Annotated in this window: 16 protein-coding genes and 2 pseudogenes; 10 read left to right on the top strand and 8 right to left on the bottom strand. The window is 41.4% G+C overall.

The features are described 5' to 3' along the window. The first annotated feature begins 169 nt into the window (after nt 1-169). Nucleotides 170-754: a TetR/AcrR family transcriptional regulator gene (locus tag SC79_RS17730; protein WP_039076197.1), complete on the top strand. Its 585-nt coding sequence runs from the start codon at nt 170-172 to the stop codon at nt 752-754. 882 nt (nt 755-1636) lie between these two features. Here SC79_RS17730 and SC79_RS17725 read toward each other — a convergent pair. The 5 genes and pseudogenes from SC79_RS17725 to SC79_RS17705 form a co-directional block, all read right to left on the bottom strand. After that, nucleotides 1637-2854 carry a YhgE/Pip domain-containing protein gene (locus SC79_RS17725; RefSeq protein ID WP_039076196.1) on the bottom strand — a complete coding sequence of 406 codons (1218 nt, stop codon included), beginning with the start codon at nt 2852-2854 and terminating at the stop codon, nt 1637-1639. Between the two features lie 57 nt (nt 2855-2911). After that, nucleotides 2912-3487, bottom strand: coding sequence for a TetR/AcrR family transcriptional regulator (locus SC79_RS17720; protein WP_052245628.1), 576 nt, complete (start codon nt 3485-3487; stop codon nt 2912-2914). A gap of 170 nt (nt 3488-3657) precedes the next feature. Beyond that, nucleotides 3658-4419 carry an alpha/beta fold hydrolase gene (locus SC79_RS17715; protein ID WP_039076195.1) on the bottom strand — a complete coding sequence of 254 codons (762 nt, stop codon included), beginning with the start codon at nt 4417-4419 and terminating at the stop codon, nt 3658-3660. Nucleotides 4420-5001: 582 nt separating this feature from the next. Further along, nucleotides 5002-5667: an NAD(P)H-dependent oxidoreductase gene (locus SC79_RS17710; RefSeq protein ID WP_039076194.1), complete on the bottom strand. Its 666-nt coding sequence runs from the start codon at nt 5665-5667 to the stop codon at nt 5002-5004. 156 nt (nt 5668-5823) lie between these two features. After that, nucleotides 5824-6276, bottom strand: a pseudogene (locus tag SC79_RS17705) (GntR family transcriptional regulator). A gap of 159 nt (nt 6277-6435) precedes the next feature. Here SC79_RS17705 and SC79_RS17700 point away from each other — a divergent pair. Genes SC79_RS17700 through SC79_RS17685 form a run of 4 tightly spaced genes read left to right on the top strand, consistent with a single transcriptional unit; the run spans nt 6436 to nt 10426 of the window. Then, complete coding sequence (locus SC79_RS17700; RefSeq protein WP_039076193.1) at nt 6436-7977, top strand: spore germination protein; 1542 nt, start codon at nt 6436-6438, stop codon at nt 7975-7977. Next, nucleotides 7958-9112, top strand: coding sequence for a Ger(x)C family spore germination protein (locus SC79_RS17695; RefSeq protein ID WP_039076276.1), 1155 nt, complete (start codon nt 7958-7960; stop codon nt 9110-9112). The genes SC79_RS17700 and SC79_RS17695 overlap by 20 nt, the downstream gene beginning before the upstream one ends. Nucleotides 9113-9128: 16 nt before the next feature. Next, nucleotides 9129-9329, top strand: a complete 201-nt coding sequence (locus tag SC79_RS17690) for a hypothetical protein (RefSeq protein ID WP_039076192.1) — start codon at nt 9129-9131, stop codon at nt 9327-9329. A 23-nt stretch (nt 9330-9352) separates the two neighbouring features. After that, a complete protein-coding gene (locus SC79_RS17685) occupies nt 9353-10426 on the top strand; it encodes an endospore germination permease (protein ID WP_039076191.1) in 1074 nt (357 codons plus the stop codon). On the opposite strand, the gene SC79_RS17680 is transcribed toward SC79_RS17685, so the two are convergent. After that, nucleotides 10423-11838 (bottom strand): alanine/glycine:cation symporter family protein, encoded by a 1416-nt coding sequence (locus tag SC79_RS17680; RefSeq protein WP_039076190.1) that lies wholly within the window; start codon nt 11836-11838, stop codon nt 10423-10425. The genes SC79_RS17685 and SC79_RS17680 overlap by 4 nt on opposite strands. A gap of 127 nt (nt 11839-11965) precedes the next feature. Continuing rightward, nucleotides 11966-12357 (bottom strand): annotated as a pseudogene (locus tag SC79_RS17675) (J-domain-containing protein). Nucleotides 12358-12615: 258 nt separating this feature from the next. Between SC79_RS17675 and ltaS the strand changes: the two are divergent. Then, nucleotides 12616-14565: a lipoteichoic acid synthase gene (gene ltaS, locus SC79_RS17670; RefSeq protein ID WP_039076189.1), complete on the top strand. Its 1950-nt coding sequence runs from the start codon at nt 12616-12618 to the stop codon at nt 14563-14565. Between the two features lie 292 nt (nt 14566-14857). On the opposite strand, the gene nagE is transcribed toward ltaS, so the two are convergent. After that, a complete protein-coding gene (gene nagE / locus SC79_RS17665; RefSeq protein WP_039076188.1) occupies nt 14858-16216 on the bottom strand; it encodes an N-acetylglucosamine-specific PTS transporter subunit IIBC in 1359 nt (452 codons plus the stop codon). 168 nt (nt 16217-16384) lie between these two features. Here nagE and map point away from each other — a divergent pair, with 168 nt between their 5' ends. The 4 genes from map (at nt 16385) to SC79_RS20230 (ending at nt 18099) form a co-directional block, all read left to right on the top strand. Further along, complete coding sequence (gene map, locus SC79_RS17660; protein WP_039076187.1) at nt 16385-17134, top strand: type I methionyl aminopeptidase; 750 nt, start codon at nt 16385-16387, stop codon at nt 17132-17134. An 81-nt stretch (nt 17135-17215) separates the two neighbouring features. Beyond that, complete coding sequence (locus tag SC79_RS17655; RefSeq protein ID WP_039076186.1) at nt 17216-17530, top strand: DUF3243 domain-containing protein; 315 nt, start codon at nt 17216-17218, stop codon at nt 17528-17530. 109 nt (nt 17531-17639) lie between these two features. Beyond that, on the top strand, nt 17640-17795 hold the full coding sequence (locus SC79_RS20235; protein ID WP_010330311.1) for a hypothetical protein: 156 nt from the start codon (nt 17640-17642) through the stop codon (nt 17793-17795). Between the two features lie 172 nt (nt 17796-17967). Then, nucleotides 17968-18099 carry a YflJ family protein gene (locus tag SC79_RS20230; protein WP_052245627.1) on the top strand — a complete coding sequence of 44 codons (132 nt, stop codon included), beginning with the start codon at nt 17968-17970 and terminating at the stop codon, nt 18097-18099. Nucleotides 18100-18130: the final 31 nt, after the last annotated feature.

The raw sequence follows: 18130 nt of genomic DNA, 5'->3' as shown, positions 1-18130 counted from the left end.
GGTGAGTGCTTGTAATACTGCAAAATGAACTTTAGCAGGAGAAAAATCCCCAGTTTAAATTTCAATTAATTTGTGCTAAACTTCATTTACATATAAAAGATCTACTACAATAATTTATAATTGAGCCTTTGTCGAGATAAATTCACATTGAAAGGAGGCTAATTTTCAATTGGTTGGTAAAGCGAAACGTTATCAGGAACTTTTAAATGCCGCGCGGAGTGTGTTAGCAGAAAAAGGGTTTGAGGAAACAAAAGTATCTGAAATTGTGCAAAGAGCAGGTGTCGCAAAGGGTACATTCTATCTCTACTTTCCTTCTAAGTTAGATCTTGTTCTTGCCTTGGTACGAGAAATGCAACAAAATATACTCTCTGAAGCAAAAAAGGCAATTGATTCTAAGATAAGTCGACGGGAAGAACTCATGCGGGTTATTAAGGCTGCTTTTAATGTAATGGAACGTTACAATGATGTATTTCCAGTTTTTAATGCGGTTACTGCATTTAAAACAGATCAATGGAAAGCCGAGAGGGAGATACGAACACCTTACTACAGCTTCCTTAAAAGTTTAATCAAGAATGGCCAAACATCCGCTGAATTCAAGTCTGACTTGGATCCCGAAATAGCTTCACTATTAATCGTAGGTATGGTTGAACATGCAGCACACGAATGTTTCGTATATGATTCAGACTTCCGCAAAGATAAGTATCTCTATACTATTGATCAATTATTGAGTAGAGCCCTTTGCAAAAGTTGTTAACCATGACCTCTTCTATCATTAAAATTACGTCTAATAACTGTTCAAAAGTACTGGATCATTAAGTATAATAAGTACAAGCATATGCAATTGCAACCAAACACAATAACATGAATTACATACCAGGGTATCCACGTTTTTTTTAAAGAATAAGAACTTTATATCCTTAAACGCCATAGCCCCCTTCTTCTTATAGCAGCTGCTACCTATCAATGCTCTATTTTCGTTTATATTTAGCGAACTAGTTATATTATCAATACTTCCTTTCCTACTTACAATCGTCTTATTTATCTAAGATATTTGTTTCTCTTATTTTTTAAAACTCCTCGGAATACTATTTTACGTGAGTCCTTTTCTCAGCACGAGGCTTTCTCCATGTATAAATTCAAGTAAACTATCACTATATCTCTAGTATCATTAAATATCAATTCGTGATGAAATTTAAATTATAAAAAGATTCTTTAGTATATCTAGGGGGTTGTCCTACTCTATTCTATTAACTTATTTTTCACCTCAACAACGATATACTACAACGTCTAAGATTAAGTCTCTATTTTCACAAACAAAGTGAGAGAATCTGCCAGTTTCTAGATACTCCCGTTTTCGAAGGATAGATTATGTCATCATTCCCATCCCAAAATTCTACATATGGTTAAGATAATCACATTTCTAAACATAAGATAAATCCAATTAATTTCCTATAAGGTATAATTGGATTTATCTCAATTGATATTTACAGGTAAAAAGATTCCAAGAACTCCACTGTCTTTTTCGCCAATCTAGACTTTCCTTTTTAAAAAAAGAACGTTCGCTATCATCCAATTTTTCACCCTGTGTTAAACCAAAAAATAGTATTAATAAAGAAGCAGTATTTAATACTAAAAATTATATTTTGGCCTTAACAACAGGTGTTTTTGCTGATTTTAATCTATCTCGAAAATAAAATCCGATTTGCACGATAATAGCAATACCCAAGAGGACTGCAATAATAATACATAAATGCTTCAAATCCGAACTAAGGTCCCCACCGCCATAAATTAAACTAAAATAACTATTCACACCATAAGTTGCTGGCAATAAATTACCGAGTTTTTGATAAAAAGAAGGTAATAGTTCTCGAGGTACAATAGCACCTGAACTAACAATTTGCGTTGCAGTTAAAGCAATGTTAAAAATCATCCCTGGATTACCAAATAACATCACGAAAACTTGCGATATCGCTAAAAAGCTAAAGAGTAAAATAGCTTGAATACCCCATAAAGAGAAAAAGCCATGATCCAGCTCAATTTTAAATAGGTTCATTAGACAAACAGTTAATAAGGAAATCCCGATAGCTAATAGGATATTAATAGTTTGTCTTCCAATAAAAAGGGAGAATCGAGTATGTTTACCGATTAACTTCGCATTTGTTAATTGTAAATATTGGCTAATAAGCATAGCACTAATATAAGAAGCTAATACAATTAACAGTGGAACCATAGTGATAGCAAATCCTTCTTTATCATTCGTTTTCACCACATTGGCTTTCATAGGTGTAACTTGAGTGTTCTCCTGAACCAATTTTACTACCTGACTTGCGACATTTTTGGCCATCGCTTTCATTTCATCACTTGGAAACTTTTCCGCTACCATTGGTGGAATGGTTTCTGTTAATTGTGTATTCATCTTTTCTCTGACTTGTTGATTGAGTTCATCATTTACTTTATTCGCCGCTTTTTCCATCAACTGTTTAGTTAAAGTTGGAGCTGATTGGTTGATATAATAATCAACATTTATATTCTTATTTGCTTTTAATTGCTCCATCATTTGATTTGGAAAATGAATAAGCATATTAACGCTTCTCTTATCTAAATCTTGTTTTGCCTGGTTTAATTCCTTAAATTTTGTTACCTGAAATAAATCCGTATTTTCCAGTTCCTTTGTTATTTCTTTTCCTAGTACAGAATCATCATTTACAATACCAATAGAAAATTGATCTGTTCGGTCATAAACACCATTATAACCAGTTAACCAGACAATAACGAATATAAGTTGAAAAGCTATAGCTGCTACAATACCTAACAGTGTTTCTTTTTGCTTGATAAAGCTTTTAAGCACTCTCATATTTTTTTCTCCCTTTCTAAAAATAAAGTATGTACATACTTGCATACTATTAAAAAATTATTTAAGCATTTGTATAAATGAGTTGATGTTTTTATTAATAAAGTCATCAACAGATAATTCCTTAGCTTCAAGATGAATCTTTGTTTTCGTTAAAAAATAACCAAAATTAATAAAAACAAAATTAGTTGCTAAAGCATAGGTATCAATTTTTTTCATTTTTCCTTTTTCCATCATCTTTACAAAATAATCAGTTATGATTTCTATATATTTTTGTGGTATTTGTTTTAGTAAAGCATCTAATTCTGCAAATTGTCCTGATTCTTTTAAACTAAGTAAGATAATCGTTTTCTTTTGTTCTAGTATGTTTTGATATTCTCTAACTATCATTTTTAAATCTTTCTCTATGTCCCAAACTACTTTTTCCTGAAAAATATTCTCAAGTAAATCAATCAGCGCATATTTCTGAATGATTGCTTCTACAATCCCTTTTTTATTTCCAAATATCCGGAATATAGTAACTTCGTTCACACTAGCTATCTGAGCAATCTCCCTGGTCGTTGCTCCTTTGTATCCTTTCTCATGAACTAGCTCAACCATTGCTTCCATAATTCTGTCTTTTGTTGAAACTTTCAAATAGTTTCCCTCCGAAATATATAAACAATTACATGTTTACAAAAAACAATTTCCATTTGAATGCCTTTGATTTTACATGGACAGTATCATATTCTTTAGTGAAAAAAAAATCAAATCGAAATTTTTATACATAGCGATATGACTGACCGACAGTCATATCGCTATAAAAACTATGGTATTAGTTGCATATTAGGTACTTGTATATTATTTAAAAATCTGTCTACAGAATGCCAAAATTCTTTTGGTTTTTCCATCATTGGGCTATGGCCACTATTTTCAATGACTTGTAATTGAATTTGTGGGTTAAGTGTAAGTGATTTTTCCCAAGGTTCAATTGGAGAAACTTTGTCCTGATCTCCCCATAACATTAACGTCGGACATTCTATCTTAGGCAAAAGTAACTTGGCATCATATCTATCCGCTTCCTTGGCTAATCTAACCATATTTATAAAACTCCGTCTATTACTAAAAAATTCAGATAATAGTTCGAGTTGTTTATCATTGACACAATTTTGATCAACAAACAACTGCTCCGATAAATTACGGAACCATTCTTTGCTTTCTTCTTTACTCCCTTTTTTAGGAGGTCCTATGCCGAGATTAATACTGCCCATACCAGGGGCACCGCTTGCAACAATTGCTGCAACTTTTTCTGGGATTAATGATGCTAATTCCATCGCGAGTAACCCCCCCAAAGAGTTACCCACAATAACTGCCTTCGAGTCAATTGAATCATTAAAAAAACCTAGCAATTTTTCTCGCAAGTCACTAATTTTGCCTCCATATGCAGAAAGCGGATCTAACTGTTGAATGATACTGTATTCTGTTTTAGAAATGTAGGAGATGGTATCTTCCCATATCCAATTTCCCGCAAACAATCCTGAGACAAAAACTATAGGTGTACCACTACCATCCTTTCTAAACAATTCCATAAGCATTTTCCCCCTTATTTTTATGACTGTGGGTCATTTGTTGTTTTTATCTTACCTTTTTTTCTTATAACTGTCAATTAATATTATATATTTTTTACATTTTATTGGACAAAAGCATCTGTTCATAAGTGGGTATATTCTACCATTTTAAGTGAAAAAATCAATTTAACAATCAAAAGAGAGATAGAATTTTTATTCGGCACCATTTAAAAAAGTTTATTACAATTCTTAGAGATCTAGACATATAATTGCGAATTGGTATGATTAAACCAACCATGTTATTTACTTTGTCAAGATTAATAAGTGCTTCATTTTTTTAAAAAAGATAGAGAGTTAAAAAATCACTCTAGAAGATCATGAGAATTTCGATCCAAAATATTCTGAGTCACAGCATCTAGCTAACCCAGATTCCTACGTCTCTGTCTTTAGCTTTCTGTTTGACTTCAAACGGTTAACTCACTCTTATCCTCATAGAAAAAAACACCTCCAAGTCTATTTCGGATCATAACTATCCGTTTTCAAACTTAAAGGTGTTTTTTATTTGTTTTATGGGATCAATCCCTCAGCGAGCAGCTTTCTTTATTACACCCACTTCACAACATCTTCAACAGCAGATCTTGTTTTCGGGCGAGGGTCTCTCACACGGTAGCCAAACGCCACCATCACAGAGATGTCGAAGCTTCCGTTTTCCAGAAGGCCTTCTTCTTCAAGAATACGGTGAATGTGATCATACTGGAAACCTTCCACAGGGCAGGAATCAACGCCGATTTGCGCAGCGGCAGTCATCATGTTGCCAAGCGCAATATATGTTTGTTTTGAAGCCCAGTCAAACAATGTTCTGTCACTTTCAAGCAAATGCAGATCGTGTTTCTGGAACTCTTCCGTTTTGCTGAGATAGCCTTCGTAAATGTCCTGAGGCATTTGTTTTACTTCTTTTAAATGACGTTTGATGTAGTCCGCATCGTATTTGATATCCTTCGCTGTACGCGCAAGAATCAGAACGAAATGGCTTGCGGTTGGAAGCTGCTTTTGCGCGCCCCATGTGTATTCACGAAGCTTCTCGCGAAATTCCGGATTTTGAACGACAACGAATTTCCAAGGCTCAAGGCCGAGTGAACTCGGAGACAGTCTTCCTGTTTCTAAAATAAATTCAAAATCGCTGTCTGATACTTTTTTATTCGGGTCAAATTCCTTTGTCGCATGTCTGAAATGGTATGCGTCAAGGATTTGTTTCTTTACATCTGCCATGTTAAACACCTCTCCTTTTGGTTACTCTCATCTCTATTGTAGCCATTATCATAGAAAGTAAAAGTACGCACATTTTTGTTGGATAGTATCAAATTTGATACCAAACAAAAAAAGCGCGCTGCCGCAGGCAGGCGCCTCTCATTTCCCCCACACCGCTTAATCCACAAACCGGAATTTGTCAAGGCGGTGTCTGCTTTCCGTATATTGAAAGAGACTCGTATCCTCCAAAAAGACGTAGTTTCTCACCACGACCATACGGTCAGAACCGCGCAAATTGAGGAGCTCTGACGGAGTCTCCATCCCTAATTTATGTCAGTTTTTCTATTGATTTACCAAGCGTTTGCGCGAGCTCCTTGAAACTGACAAGGCCTGAGACAGGAAACTGCATTTTTTCACGGTTGAGAACGATCGAGCCCTTCCCTCTGATTTTCTGGATATAGCCGTTTTGCGCAGGCATATGAAGCGCTTTTCTGACCGTTTCTCTTGATGTATCATGCTGCGCGGTCAAGTCGGGTTCAGACGGAAAATTCTCTCCTCCGCTTTCCACCGGCCGTCTTCAATGTGCTGTGCGATGTCTTTGTAAATTGTGATCAATTTGTTCATTTTCATTATGGACCACCCAGCTTAGTTTAGATCGTTTCGTTACATGCAGTCCACAACTTTTTAAGGCGCTTTCATCCTAGTCGGAGAATATCTACACCAGACAAGGTTACCCTAAAAGTCACAAACTCTTATTGCATAAGATAATGAAAAAGCGGGTGAGCCTCTATGAATAAACGCGACAAAGCGCTTCAACTCATCAAGGAGCTTGAAAATAATCAGGACAGGCCGATCTCTCCCGATTTGAAGGAAAACCTCGATACGCTAACCTTATTAACAGAAGGGTGCTCAGATATCGTATTTAGGCAATTTGACTTTGGAAACGGGCTGTGTGGATTTATTGTTTATATCGAAGGAATTATAAAATCGGAACATATCCAAGACCACGCTCTCCGCCCTTTCTTGAGGCATCTGACCGATCAGATAGATGAACATGAAGAGTCGCTGCAAAACACACTATCGATTTCAAGCGTTGCGTCAGAATCGAGTGTAAGCAAAGTGGCTGAATCCATCATTGAGGGGAACGCGGCTTTATTTGCCGACGGACATTCAAAAAGCCTGATCTTGAAAATCAAAGGCGGCCAAAGAAGAAGCATTGAGGAACCGATAACGGAATCAACCATCAGAGGATCAAGAGAGGGCTTTACTGAAAGCCTCAGGGTCAATACCGCTCTTGTACGCTTTCGCGTCAAAACGCTCCAGCTTAAAATGCTATCGTTTAAAATCGGCACGAAAACCAAAACTGACATTGTCTTGGCCTATATTGACGGGCTTGCCGATCCAAAGGTTATTGACAAAGTGAAAAAAAGAATCAAAAACATCAAGATTGATGCCGTGTTAGAAAGCGGATATATTGAGGAGTTTATCGAGGATGACACGTACTCACCTTTCCCCCAGCTGCAATATACGGAAAGGCCCGATACCGTCGCCGCCCAGCTTCTCGAAGGCCGATTCGCCATTTTTACAGATAATACGCCTTTTGTTTTAACAGGCCCGATCACGTTTTGGCAGCTAATGCAAGCCAGTGAAGATTACTATGAGCGCTATTTGATGACTAACTTAATCCGTTGGCTGCGTTATATATTTTTATTCGTTGCTCTTTATTTGCCGGCTATATATGTTGCCGTAATTACATACCATCAGGACTTAATGCCAACCAACTTAATGTTCAGCGTGGCATCTGCCCGAGAACCGATACCTTTCCCCGCCATCGTGGAAGCATTGATAATGGAAATTTCCTTTGAGGCTCTCCGTGAAGCGGGTGTGCGCCTGCCAAAAACCATCGGCCAGACCGTCAGCATTCTCGGGGCTCTGGTCATCGGGACGGCAGCCGTTGAAGCCGGGATTGTGTCTGCCCCGATGGTGATCATCGTATCGTTAACAGGGATCGCGTCCTTTACCATTCCAAGGTTTAATTTAGCCATTTCGATCAGAATGCTTCGATTCCCCTTTATGTTTTTGGCTAGTATTTTCGGGGTTTTCGGCATCATGCTCGGCACGATTATTTTAGTGCTTCATTTATGCAAGCTGCAATCGTTCGGCGTACCTTATTTATCCGGGATTTCTCCATTTAAACGCAATGAAGTAAAAGATATTTTTGTGCGGGCCCCTTGGTGGATGATGACGAGAAGACCGAGCACGTATTCTCGTGAAAACGGACAGAAAGGAGAAAGAAGAGAGGAAACTCATGATGAAGAAAACAATATTTAAGGCTGTTACGCCGCTGCTCGTTTGTATACTTCTCGCCGGCTGTTGGGATCGGACGGAAATCAATGACATTGCGTTTGTTGTCAGCTCCGCGATTGATAAGAAAAAAGACAAATATCAAGTAGCATTGCAGATTCCCTTAGTCGGACAGTTAGGCGGACAGACAGGGGGTGGCGGGGGAACAGCTGGATCAAAAACGTGGTATGTGGATTCTGCCTCAGGCAAAACACTCAGAGAAGCGACCAATAAGCTGCAAACCTCACTATCGCGAACAATTAATACATCCCACAGACGCACGGTGGTCATCGGAGAGGACTTAGCGAGAGAAGGTCTGGTCCCGGTATTTGATCTCTTGACGAGAAATCCGCAGAACAGATTAACTGCATTACTATTAATTAGCCGGGGTGAAGCCCGCGATATTATCAATACTGAAGTGCAGCTGGAACAATTTCCAGCGGAGATGATTCGGGAACTGGCCATTCTGTCAACAAAACGACCGGTTTTTTTAAGTCGGTTTATGTCCGATTTATTAGAAAAAGGCGACGACCCATATGCCCCGGTAATATCTGCAACAAAAACCAAACCAGGCGGCAAAGGAAAAACCAATTTAAAGATTGATGGTATTGCCATATTTAAAAAAGACAAACTGGTGGATATTTTTAAAGATGAGCACCTGACGTCCGCTCTGATTTTGTTAAATCAGGCCCGTCAGCCGGAATTCATGTTAGACCTGCCGAATCAGATGGGAAAAGCTTCAGTTCAGCTTCAAAAGTCGGCTGCTGACTTTCGCGCTACTGAAAAAAACGGCAAACTTGCAATGACCATAGAGATCAGAGCCAAAGGAGTCATCATCGAAAATCAATCCACCTATGATACGGGAGAAAATGACCAATTTTATATCATTCAAAAAGCGGTAAATAAAGCCGTAAAGAAAGGTATCATCAGTACCATCCAACGGCTTCAAAAGCTGAAAGCGGATCCTACAGGTTTTCAAGACAAAACGATAAGAAGCATGGGTATTACGAAGGACTTATTGAAAAAAGACTGGGACGAGGTCTATCAGAATATGGACGTCAACGTTGTCCCATCCATAGTGATCGAACAGGGCGGTGTATTGTACAAAACCATCAGCCGTTAAATGGGGGTGCAACAGCATGATCAGTTTCATCATTCAGGCAGTGATCGTGTGCATTGCAATTTATGCATATGAATGGAAAAACTTTCGTTCGGCTAACCCGGTGACGAAATGGATGTTCAGCCTGCTGGTTGCCGTCAGTGCTTTTCTGTGGGTTTATATGAAAATGAACCCACTGCTTCCGCGGCTGGGACACCTGTTTAAATTTATTCCGTTTTGAACATGACAGAAAGGATGTGCTTTATGGATAAGACCTCCGCATACCAAGGATTATTTTTCGGAGCGCTGTATACGCTAGCAGTCGGACTGAAGCATGCTCCGATCCTCATGATCGAATCGGCAAAACAAAACGCCTGGCACAGCTACATTCTCGGCGTTATTATCGTCATTCCGGCACTCTGGCTGATGCATAGACTGATGAAAAAACAGGATAAAAATATCTATGAGCTGCTGAGCGATTCCTCACCAATCGCCGGCCGGTTTATCATTTTTCTGTTTTCTTTATATTTCCTGTTAATCAACGCTCATGATATCCGTTTTTTTATGAATCTGATTAATATTTTATTTCTTCCTAGAACACCAATGGCCGTTCTTGGCGGTGTCATTATTTTTGTAGCAATCTGTATTGCGAGAGAAGGAAAAGAAACGTTGACCAGAATGGCACAGCTCTTTTTAATTCCATTCGGCGTCTTGTTCTTGTTCCTTCCTTTTATGCTGGCCGCACAAATTGAGCTGCAAAATATAACACCGGTCCTTCAAGGGCCGGTCCAATACCTTCAGTCAGGTTTTTACGCCTTTGGGACAATGGGGGAATTAATCATTCTGCCGCTCCTCTTCTCAAGCCGGAGCGTCCCGCTGAAACACACCATTTTCGCGATACTGCTGGGAGCTTTATTGCTTGGTGTGATGTTATTTTGTTCAATTGCTGTTTTCGGTCCCAACCTGACATCTACTTTTTTTGATCCGGCCTATATGGTGATCAGGCAGATCCGCATTACTGATTTTCTGGATCGTTTAGATCTAATCATCGCGGCCTTATGGATTCCGGTCATTATGGTGAAGATAGCCGGTTCGCTTTATATTGTGGTATACGGGCTTTCCTTCTTACACTCGAAAATCGAACTGAAAGCCATGTATACACCAACCGGCATGTTTTCGCTCGTATGCAGCTTTTGGTTCTTCCTAAATACAAATCAGCTGATCGACTTTAACAGAATCAAGCCGATCATCAATGTGGTCATTTCCCTTTTGCTTCCTTTACTCATCTATTTCATCATCAAAAGCAAAGCGATGTTCGGCGCCAAAGCAAAACACTAAGAGTTTTTGGCTTCTTTTGTCTCATAAACAGCATTCTGTTTCGTTTTTCCCCTGTCTTTCAAGTAGTACTGTTCAGATGTGAAAAACTCGGTATACAGCGCTTTTACCTTTCTGCTTAATAACAGCAGCGCGATAACATTCGGAACGACGATAAAAACCAATGCTAAGTCCAGAAAGCCCCAGATGGCTTTTGCTCCGCCCGCGGCCCCTATGATGATAGCCGCTAAATAAACGATTTTGATCACATGACCTGCCAGCCGCCCGAACAGAAATTCAGCTTGCTTCACGCCGTAAAAAATAACAACCATTATGGTCGATATCACAAAGAAGACAAGGGAAATCGAGACGAAGTACCCTCCTCCAGAACCGTAATAGTGCTGGAATGCATCAGTCGTCAGTGCCGCCGGGTCATTTGAGGCATTTCCCCCTGTCCAAACACCGGATGTAATGACGATAAACGCCGTGGTGGTGCAGACGATCAAGGTGTCAATGACAATGCCGATCACAGACCAAAACCCTTGCCTCACAGGGTGATCCGTCATGGCCGCCGCATGTGCAATCGGGGCTGTTCCCATTCCGGCTTCATTAGAATACAGCCCGCGGGCAAAGCCCCAGCGAACGGTTTCAGCCAGCGCAGCGCCAGCAAACCCTCCAACTGCTGAAGTTGAGGTAAACGCATTCGAAAAGATAAGAGAGAAAAACGCCGGAACCGCTGAAAGATTCGTGAGAAAAATCAGGAGACCGGCCCCAATATATGCCCCTGCCATAATAGGCACGATGAACTCTGTTACTTTTCCAATCCGCTTTACTCCTCCTATGACCACTAATCCAATCAAAAACGCAATTCCGATTCCCGCGTATATTTTATTGAAAGAAAACGTTTCGGCAAGAGAGACTGAAACCGAATTCCCCTGAACCATAATGCTAGGGATCAGTTCCACAATCAGCGCGACAGAGAAAAATACGCCCAGCCACTTCATCCGCAGCCCTTTTGTTATGTAATACATCGGTCCTCCGACAAACTCCCCCTGCTCATTTTTTTCCCTGTAATGAACAGCAAGCACACTTTCAGAAAACTTAATCGCCATGGCAAATAAGGCAATAAACCACATCCAAAAAACCGCTCCGGGGCCGCCAAACATAATAGCGGCAGGCACACCGACAATGTTCGCCGCGCCGATTGTTGAGCTGAGGGCGGATGTCAATGCCTGAAGCGGTGTGACTGTACCCTCTCCCTTCGGCTTCTTTCCTACGCTGCCAATCGTTTGCTTAAAGATATATAAAGGATAGCGAAATTGAAAACATTTCAGCAAAATGGTGAAATACAATCCCGTTCCCGTCAGCAAAATGATTAGCGGCGGCCCCCACAGCCAATCAGATATACGCTCTACCCATTCTAATAGTCGTTCCATCCCATCACCCTTTTTTCGTTTATGAGTCATTTCCCCCACGACGGATAAACATAAACATTTTAGACAGAGACCATTGGAACATAAAGAGGATGGCTTTTAACAATCACCATCCTTCTGACAAAACAAATTAGCTGGAAGAAGGTCTGTTTCGTCCAAGCCGATCATATACTTTATGTTTGTAAAAAGCGGATGCCGGCTTTGAAAACATGCCTTTTTTGTCGACAAGCTTATCAAGCATCATCTGCTTTTCGGTTTTTTTTCGATTAATTGTTCCCGTTCTTCTTCGTCAAGGCACTTTGCGATGAGATGGTCGATGGTCATGAGTTCTTTTTTGAGCGCGCCCTCGTCCTCTGCCATTCCCGCATTTTTTAACATACGGTAGCTCATGCGGAGCGATTCCGGCAAGTGTGCCGCGTCATCCTTGGGCAGCGGTTTTCCCATTCCCGGCAGGTTTTCAAAATCTCCGTCTTTGATAGCCCGCTTTATTTTATCTTCAGACACAATATGGGAAAAATCCATCCTTTCACCTCTTTTCAGTGATTTCTTCTATTTTATCATACAGCAGCTGTTGTTCCATTTTATTCCTTCATTTCTAGAAAGAAACCTTTTTTTACATTAGTCCATATGTAAAGGAAAACATTGATTCGACGGTGTTTTTCGCCACTTTTTCCACCAGACGATTTTCACTTTTCTAATCCGCTGATTCGTGTTATATTTGATACGTTCGTTTTTTCTATCGTTTCGCTCGAACTGTGATCGGAAAAAAGGAGTGTCACAATGAAAACATTTATAAAACAAAGAGGACTGGCCTTCTTCCTCATCGCGGTCGTCCTATTATGGATCAAAACATATGTCGGTTATGTCCTGAATTTTAACTTAGGAATAGACAACACGATACAAAAAATATTGCTTTTTGTGAATCCTCTCAGCTCAAGCTTATTCTTTCTTGGCTTTGGACTCTTGTTCAAGAAAAAATTACAGCAGACAGCCATTATAGTGATTCATTTTTTAATGTCTTTTTTACTGTACGCAAACATTGTGTACTACAGATTTTTCAATGATTTTATTACCATTCCGGTCATTATGCAGGCTAAAACAAACGGAGGCCAACTCGGTGACAGCGCATTTTCGCTGATGGGACCGGCTGACGTCTTTTACTTTATCGATACAATTATTCTGATCATCTTGGCGATCAAAGTGAACAAGCCTGCCGAAACGTCGAACAAAAAATCATTCCGAATCGTTCTTGCGTCTTCCATTCTTGTTTTTCTTATCAACCTGGCAGTTGCGGAATCAGACCGTCCTGAATTGCTCACAAGATCATTCGACCGAAACTATCTTGTGAAATACTTGGGAACATACAATTTCACGATTTATGACGCTGTCCAAAATATCAAATCCAACAGCCAGCGCGCGCTTGCCGATTCCAGCGACGTGACGGAAGTGGAAAACTACATGAAAGCCAATTACGACGTGCCGAATAACGTGTATTTCGGCAAAGCGGAAGGTAAAAACGTCATTTACGTTTCACTTGAATCCTTGCAGACCTTTGCGATCGACTACAAAATTGACGGCAAAGAAGTCACACCGTTCTTAAATAAACTGGCACATGATAACGAAACGTTCTACTTTGATAACTTTTTCCACCAAACGGGACAGGGTAAAACATCCGATGCGGAATTTATGATGGAAAACTCTCTATACCCGCTGGCACAAGGTTCCGTTTTCGTAAACAAAGCGCAAAACACGCTTCAATCCGTTCCTGCGATTCTGAAGTCTAAGAATTACACATCTGCCGCGTTCCACGGAAACACGCAGACGTTCTGGAACCGTAACGAAATGTACAAAGCGGAAGGCATCGATAAGTTCTTCGATTCTGCCTACTATGACATGAACGAAGAAAACACGAAAAATTACGGCATGAAAGACAAACCGTTCTTCAAAGAATCAATGCCGCTGTTGGAAAGCCTGCCGCAGCCATTCTATACGAAGTTCATTACCCTATCTAACCACTTCCCATTCGGAATGGATGAGGGGGATACAGACTTCCCGGCTGGAGACTTTGGTGACTCTGTCGTCAACAACTACTTCCAGTCAGCCTACTACCTTGATCAGTCCATTGAACAATTCTTCAATGACTTGAAAAAAGACGGGCTATATGACCAATCGGTTATCGTGATGTACGGAGACCATTACGGCATCTCAGAAAACCACAATAAAGCGATGGCCAAAGTGCTTGGCAAAGATGAAGTTACCGATTATGACAACGCTCAGCTTCAACGGGTTCCGCTCTTTATCCACGCTGCCGGCGTGAAGGGCGAGAAAGTTCATAAATATGCCGGAGACGTCGATGTGGCTCCTACCATCCTGCATTTGCTCGGAGTGGATACGAAAGACTATCTGATGTCCGGTTCTGATATCTTATCGAAAGAACACCGTGAAGTGATTCCGTTCCGTAACGGAGATTTTGTTTCACCGAAGTACACGAAAGTATCCGGAAAGTATTACGATACGAAAACCGGAAAAGAGCTTGATGAATCTGAAGTCGACAAATCAGAAGACTCACTCGTCAAGAAGGAACTTGAAATGTCCGATAAAATCATAAACGGAGACCTGCTGCGTTTCTACGAGCCAAAAGGCTTTACGAAGGTAAACCCTGCTGATTATGATTACACAAAACGTGACGAAGATTCTTCCGAAACGTCAACGGATGTTGAAGAGAAATAAGAAAAAGCGGAGAGGTTGCCCTCTCCGCTTCATATTGTTGACAAAGTCCTAAAACGTTTTTTGTTTTAGGACTTTGTCATCTTTTCAGCGTGATTGAAAACCCTTGAAGTCTAGGAAGGACGAGCATTGGAGCAGACTTTCACAGGATGTGATGACGGCGGCGTTTAGGCAGGACGCCTAAGTATTTAGCCGCCGTTCCTTTCGTCATTCGTGAGCACCGACGCGCAGGACTGACAACGAATGCGAGGGTTTGTCGACACGCTGAAGCGGAGAGGATGCCCTCTCCGCTTTTTTATTTCACAGCAGCTCTCAATTCCTCGGCCGCAAATTCCACATTTGGCCCAATGATGACTTGAACAGATTGCCCGCCTGATTTGACGACCCCTTTTGCGCCCGCTTTCTTTAGCAGCGCTTCATCAACCAAAGCGGTATCCTTCACAGTCAGCCGCAGCCTTGTCGCGCAATGATCAATCGTTTGAAGATTTTCTTTTCCGCCAAGCCCTTTCAGCATGATGTTTTCATTGACATCCTGAACAGTATTTTCATCAAGCACTTCATCCACATCATCATCTTCCCGTCCCGGCGTTTTTAAATTCAATGCCTTAATCAGCACATAAAACACGATAAAGTATACAGCCGCATAGCATATACCTACCAATAGAAGCAGAAGCGGCTTCTCAGCGATTCCGTAACTGAGCACATAATCGATGGCTCCCGCTGAAAAAGAGAAGCCGGAGCGGATGCCGAGCCAGTTGACGAGAAATAAAGACAACCCGGTTAAGACCGCATGGACAGCATATAATAGCGGGGATAAAAACATAAACGCAAACTCAATCGGCTCCGTAATCCCTGTGATAAACGCAGTCAAGGCAAATCCGATCATCATTCCCGCCGTCGCTTTCCGCTTTGACGGCTTTGCAGTCACAATCATCGCCAGACACGCAGCCGGAAGACCGAACATCATGATGGGGAAGAATCCCGTCATATATGTGCCCGCCGTCGGGTCTTTCGCGAAAAAGCGCGCCAAGTCTCCTGTCACTCCGTTATATTCTCCGAATTGAAACCAGAAAATATTGTTGAGCACGTGGTGAAGGCCAAGCGGAATTAACAGCCTGTTGAACAAACCGAATATGCCTGCCCCGATGCCGCCGAGTCCAAGCATCCATTCTCCAAACGCGTTAATGCCCGATTGAATCGGCGGCCAAACGGCTCCAAAAATGCCGGCTAAAATAATCGTAATGATGGCTGTTACAATCGGCACAAGCCGTCTGCCGCTGAAGAAACCGAGATATTCAGGCAGCTTTGTATCCTTGAAGCGGTTATAAGTATAACCAGCAATTAAACCGGCAATGATTCCCCCGAACACCGCCATGTTGTTTGTTTTATCAATGGTCTTTGTTGCCGCGTCCAGCATCAAATATGAAATCGCTCCTGACAACCCCGCGGCCCCATTGCTGTCCTTTGAAATGCCGATTGCAATTCCGATCGCGAAAATGAGCGGCAGATGATCAAAAACCGCCGTCCCCGCTTGATAGACAAACGGGATATTCAATACATCCTCTCTGCCAAGCGCAAGGATCATTCCAACTGCAGGCAGAACCGCAATCGGGAGCATAAATGACTTCCCGAGCTTTTGTAAAAATGAAAGCATACCCATCCCCCTCATACCCTTTTTTTTCAAATATACCATATAGGATATCTAGTGATCTATACCAATTTTCCCACGGCTCCTTTTTTCTCAGGTTCGCGTGTTTCCTATTTTTAAGACAGTTGTGGTAAGCTTAATCTAGATTATTTAAAAAGAAAGCGGGAATGACAGATGATTGTAACAACCGATCAAGAATTAGAAGGCCTGAAAAAAATCGGAAGAATTGTCGCGCTTGCGCGTGAAGAAATGAAACAAAAGGCGGAGCCCGGCATGAGCACAAAAGACCTTGACCTTATCGGGAAAGCAGTGCTTGATGAGCACGGTGCCGTTTCAGCTCCTGAGAAGGAATATGATTTTCCGGGCGTGACATGCATCAGCGTAAATGATGAAGTGGCTCACGGCATACCCAGCACTTCCAAAATTCTAAAAGCTGGAGATCTTGTGAACATTGACATCTCCGCAGAATTTGGCGGCTTCTATTCCGACACAGGCATCTCATTTGTGCTCGGCGAAGGAGAAGAACGCCTTCATAAGCTTTGCCAATGCGCGGAAGACGCTTTTCAAAAAGGGCTGCAGCAGGCCAAAGCAGGCAAGCGCCAAAACCAAATCGGAAGAGCCGTTTATCATGAAGCGCGCTCTCAAGGCTTTACCGTCATCAAAACCCTGACCGGCCACGGAATCGGCAGAAGCCTGCATGAAGCGCCGAACCACATCATGAACTATTATGACCCGTTTGATAACGCGCTTTTCAAAAACGGCACAGTCATCGCGCTTGAACCGTTTATTTCAACAAAAGCGGAAACGATTGTTGAAGCTGGAGACGGCTGGACGTTCAAGACACCAGATAAAAGCATGGTTGCCCAGGTTGAACACACCATCGTCATCACAAAAGATGAACCGATTATCCTGACGAAGCTGTAAAACACATTCCCGGCTGCCGGAAGGTTTAACCTCCTCCAATTGCAGGTAAAACATCACTATCCCGCAGGAGGAGGTATTGCAATGAACAGAGATCCAGAAAAAATCCAAATTGAAAACGAAATGCATGCCATGCATGGCATAACAAAAGAAGAAATCTTAAAAGACTTTGAGGAGTTTAAAGACTACCTGAGTAAACAAGTCAACCGAGGGAAAAAGCTGGGATTGGGCGACGGCAAGCTGGTCAAAAGCGCCGCGATCTTGGGAGATTACCTCGCGAAGCATGAAGAGCCGCACAACAGTGAAGAAATGCTGCTGCAAGAGCTTTGGAGCGTTGCGGACGAAGACGAGAAAAAACATTTGGCACAGCTGCTGGTCAAATTGGTTGATAAGCAATAAAAACAAGAGCCGGGCGCATCTGCTGCCCGGCTTTCTTGATATTGCCACAGCCGGGCTCCTCCAGATATGCTACACTACTATTATGTCTGCGAAAGGAGCCTTTATTTGCATGTGGTTTATCATTTTTGGCATCATCTTTTTCATTGAAGGCATCATATTGACCGTTTACGGCGTGAAGAAAAAAAACGGGATGCTCACATATATCGGCATTGTTTTCAGCATTATGACATTTGGCGTTGTCATCATCAAACTGACCGGCCATTAAATCATATTTAGCCTTTGCTCCGCATATACATACAGAAGAAGATTCGTGTAGCTAGTACGAAAGACTCAGTTTTTCCCGCACCTCTTTTCAGCATCTTTCTATAGATGTTACAATGCCAATCGCTTGGTAAAATCCTCTCCATTAGGAGAGATAGGGAAAGGAGTTTTCTGACATGCATTACGGCAGTAAAGGCTGGTATGTGGCAGAATTAAAAAAGCAGGGGATCACGCACCATGAAGGAAGAAAGCTTCAAAGCTATAAAACCTATTTTCTTGCAAACCTGCTTGAAACAAAGAAAAATTGATCTTAAGAATAGTAAAGCCGTGCACGTTGAG

Source organism: Bacillus sp. MSP13 (genome assembly GCF_000815295.1).
Classification (GTDB): domain Bacteria; phylum Bacillota; class Bacilli; order Bacillales; family Bacillaceae; genus Bacillus; species Bacillus vallismortis.
Note: the sequence above shows the minus strand (reverse complement) of the source record. Positions and strands in the feature narration are given on the sequence as shown.

Bases quoted from the DNA above. Each gene is read 5' to 3' on its own strand.
- SC79_RS17725 (WP_039076196.1), bottom strand. From the start codon at position 2,854: ATGAGAGTGCTTAAAAGCTTTATCAAGCAAAAAGAAACACTGTTAGGT.
- SC79_RS17715 (WP_039076195.1), bottom strand. From the start codon at position 4,419: ATGGAATTGTTTAGAAAGGATGGTAGTGGTACACCTATAGTTTTTGTC.
- SC79_RS17710 (WP_039076194.1), bottom strand. From the start codon at position 5,667: ATGGCAGATGTAAAGAAACAAATCCTTGACGCATACCATTTCAGACAT.
- SC79_RS17700 (WP_039076193.1), top strand. From the start codon at position 6,436: ATGAATAAACGCGACAAAGCGCTTCAACTCATCAAGGAGCTTGAAAAT.
- SC79_RS17695 (WP_039076276.1), top strand. From the start codon at position 7,958: ATGAAGAAAACAATATTTAAGGCTGTTACGCCGCTGCTCGTTTGTATA.
- SC79_RS17690 (WP_039076192.1), top strand. From the start codon at position 9,129: ATGATCAGTTTCATCATTCAGGCAGTGATCGTGTGCATTGCAATTTAT.
- SC79_RS17685 (WP_039076191.1), top strand. From the start codon at position 9,353: ATGGATAAGACCTCCGCATACCAAGGATTATTTTTCGGAGCGCTGTAT.
- SC79_RS17680 (WP_039076190.1), bottom strand. From the start codon at position 11,838: ATGGAACGACTATTAGAATGGGTAGAGCGTATATCTGATTGGCTGTGG.
- ltaS (WP_039076189.1), top strand. From the start codon at position 12,616: ATGAAAACATTTATAAAACAAAGAGGACTGGCCTTCTTCCTCATCGCG.
- nagE (WP_039076188.1), bottom strand. From the start codon at position 16,216: ATGCTTTCATTTTTACAAAAGCTCGGGAAGTCATTTATGCTCCCGATT.
- map (WP_039076187.1), top strand. From the start codon at position 16,385: ATGATTGTAACAACCGATCAAGAATTAGAAGGCCTGAAAAAAATCGGA.
- SC79_RS17655 (WP_039076186.1), top strand. From the start codon at position 17,216: ATGAACAGAGATCCAGAAAAAATCCAAATTGAAAACGAAATGCATGCC.
- SC79_RS20235 (WP_010330311.1), top strand. From the start codon at position 17,640: ATGTGGTTTATCATTTTTGGCATCATCTTTTTCATTGAAGGCATCATA.
- SC79_RS20230 (WP_052245627.1), top strand. From the start codon at position 17,968: ATGCATTACGGCAGTAAAGGCTGGTATGTGGCAGAATTAAAAAAGCAG.